Below are 3,202 nucleotides of genomic sequence, written 5' to 3'. Positions count from 1 at the left end.
TCATGGTTGGCCTCGCTCCAAAGTGTTGTCTCGACAACCTCACTTTAGAGACCTTCTGGCCGGCCATGACCGCCGTGACGGCGCGCTGCGCTACGCAAGGCTTCGCGCGCCGTCAGGCAACGGTCGAGCCTCTTCCCAATGTGCTACGGTCCCGAGTTCGTCGCCAAGGCGGTGCGGGAGGGGATCGTGGCGGTTGGAGCGAAGACGGCATTTATCGAACCTTGCAGTCCTTGGGAGAACGGCTATTGCGAGAGCTTTAACTCCAAGCTTCGCGACGAACTCCTGAACAGCGAGCTGTTCTACAGCCTCGCCGAGGCCCGGATCGTCATCGAGGGCTGGCGTCAGCATTACAATACCCGGCGCCCACACTCCTCGCTCGGCTACCGGCCGCCAGCACCAACCGCCGTGGCGTGGCCGGCTACGCAAACCCAACCCGCTTCGCCGGCCACCTCAAACGTGGCCGCCAAGCCCAGCATGCATTAGATTAGAACCGGGCCACCTGATGGGGGCAGGCCACCGTCGCGGGCAATTGACGCGATTCGATACACTTCAGTTAGTTCAATTCGTCCTTATCGCCCCATCCCAATCTTACGCTATGCAACTCGATTTCTTCCCGAAMAGCAGACAGGGCCATATGAATTGCCGCAAGTTCCCGTAACGCATCGGGAGTGGGTGGGGACACTTTCCCCGCTAGTGTTTCAATGAACTTGAGGCGCGCTGCTTCAAGGTTGGCCTGAAGATCGTGCACGGGATGGAGCTTTGTCATCGTGGCCACCCTATAACGGAGTACATGAGGGCGCGATTGGTCGCGCTGTTTGCATAAACTCTGGGCGTGGACCCGCTTCCTTATGGTTACGGTCTGCGCATCTTGCCCCAAGTCGCCATCCGGTGGAAGTGTCCGTTGCTGGCCGGTACCGTCGTCCAGGCTCGCCGAATTGGGTGGGCTAACAGACCCTCGGTGCGACCGGCTAGGACCGCCTTCTCGAAAATCCGAGCAGTTTAGTCGTACATCAGACGTGGCCGCTGGAGAACACCATCACCAAACCTCAGCGTTCGCTTCTCACAGTTGGGACAAAGATGAAGGCCGCTCGATAGCGTGTCCTTGTCCCATGACGCGACAGTACGGCCAGACACGTCGGATATTGCGGGATCGCCGTACTTCACAACCGCCTCTGATCCGCATCTGAGACAACGGTATGGCACGATCTGAAGGTTCACTGAGGTAAGGTCGACGCAGTTCGTGCAGTGGCACGGCCAATCGGGCGAAGCTATCAGTGTTTCCCTAGCGAGAGCTCATCGTCTGTCCTAGCCTCACCAGTAGTAGCTCTGGCGGTAATAGCCCCGATTCCAGCCGTAATAACGGGGGGGCATAATAGGCTGGCCGCGCATAGTAATGACGCAGGCGGTAATAGACCCGCGGCCCATAATAGGCAGGGTAGCCATATCCGTAGGCCGGGTATACGTAGCAATACACCCGGCGATCTGCCGAGGGAGCTCGCTCAAGAGCGTGGGGCCAGGTCCCCCCATCCACATCCAGGACGGCAATCCACACTCAATCGAGCAGCCGAATGTCATTTTCCTGACGCTCTCGCAGGGCTACTGCCTTCGAGCGAGCGTCCGAAATCGTCAGAATCTCGAGCACCTGCGTATGGGTTTCGCGATAGACGCTGCGAAAGGCCATCCAAAAGGTCTTTCCGCCGATAGAGATTTTTCCGGTTGCGGTGACACTGGTGGCGCCGCTGAAGTTACTGACTATACTCGCGCCAACTTGGCTCGCCCCGATGCTTTCAAACGCATTTGATACGACGCGTCTCAGCGAATCTTCCAGCTCTGCGACCCGATACGGGGCCGGCAGCGTCGCTGTTGAAATGGTGACACGCTCAAATTCGTTGATACCTCGGCTTAACTGGATCATACGCACTGAGGCATTGCCAATCTGTATCGTCTCCTCACCTTTGGTGAAGGGCACATCCGAACTAACGGCGATCTTCATGTCGGCAAAGAACTCGCTGCGCGGCATGGTCTCGGACCATTCAAGCGTGAATAGGCGCTGAGCCCGGGCGACGACGCCTTCCAATCCTTCGAGAACCCGACTGGCCATCTGCTCGGTCACATGGACCGATTGGCCGCGGGTAAAGATCGGAACATCTGTGAACCGCTCCGCTTTTCCGGGGTCGTCGCCACGCAAAGCCTTGCGGCGACCGCATCAGCCATACTGGCCGCTGGCACTGTAATTAGTACGGAACAAGAATGAATTTGGAACATCCAGCTGGGACGGAATGTCAAAGGCGGGACGGAGGGTCAAGCCCGCGCGTCGACCGCATTATTGCCGCAGCGCGCCACCATAGTTCGTCCGAAATTTGGCGAATATTTAAGCAACAAATATTGCCCGATGCGATTTAAGGGGTGTAGAAATCTGAGCGAATACCCTTAAGTGGGATCGCAGTGATCGCCCCATCTGAACATCATGCGCATGCCGGGATTGATGAGCGGGAGAATTAACTCCATGAACCGGCAAGTGACATCGAGTTTTGTTCCTGATGCCTCGCGTTCCCAACCGCAACCCGCGCCATGCGAAGCCGATATCCGCGCGCAACTGCATTGCATTTTGGCAAGCCGCGATTTCAGCGCTCCGGATCGGCTGCGGCGGTTTCTGTCCTATGTGATTGAGGAGACGCTCGCTGGCCGGGCCGACCGCATAAAGGCCTATTCGATCGCGGTCGAAGTCTTCGGGCGGGATGCGAATATCGACATTTTGAACGATCCGGTCGTGCGCATCGAGGCCGGTCGGCTCCGGCGCGCATTGGAGCGATATTACTTTCTTGAAGGCAAGACAGACCGGGTCCTGATCGAAATTCCCAAGGGAAGCTACGTGCCGAGCTTTGCATGGCGATTGGGCGATCAGTTGCTTGCCCAACCCCTCTCATTGACCGAACCGCAGCCGCTATCCCAACCCCGTCCAGACTTCTTCGGCTGGCTCAGACGCCCCTGGCTCATCGGCTCGGTTACTGCGCTGGCGTTCGGTACCGTTGTGACAGTCATGGTAATGGGGGATTCATCACGACCGGCTGCTTCATCGACAAGCACCCCGGGTCTCTCTCTTCTCGTAAAGCCATTCGTCAACCTGTCCCCAACGCCAGACGCCGGTGTTTTTGCTGCCGGCCTTTCCGAAGAGATGCTCTCGCAGCTCGCTACGTTTCAG

General features: G+C 57.9%; 1 protein-coding gene and 2 pseudogenes. 2 read left to right on the top strand and 1 reads right to left on the bottom strand.

Going from position 1 to position 3,202, the window contains the following annotated elements:
* Window positions 1-147 precede the first annotated feature (147 nt).
* Window positions 148-483, top strand: a pseudogene (locus AC1DIO_RS35100) (integrase core domain-containing protein); the annotation flags it as partial.
* Between the two features lie 1,069 nt (window positions 484-1,552).
* Here the strand turns inward: AC1DIO_RS35100 and AC1DIO_RS35095 are convergent.
* Entirely contained in the window at window positions 1,553-2,188 is a 636-nt protein-coding gene (locus AC1DIO_RS35095) for a hypothetical protein (protein WP_476833260.1), read from the bottom strand.
* Window positions 2,189-2,506: 318 nt separating this feature from the next.
* Between AC1DIO_RS35095 and AC1DIO_RS35090 the strand changes: the two are divergent.
* A pseudogene (locus tag AC1DIO_RS35090) lies at window positions 2,507-3,202 on the top strand (adenylate cyclase); the annotation flags it as partial.

It is taken from the genome of Allobosea sp. 05T439 (genome assembly GCF_056396005.1).
This window is presented reverse-complemented; position numbering and strand designations above follow the sequence as displayed.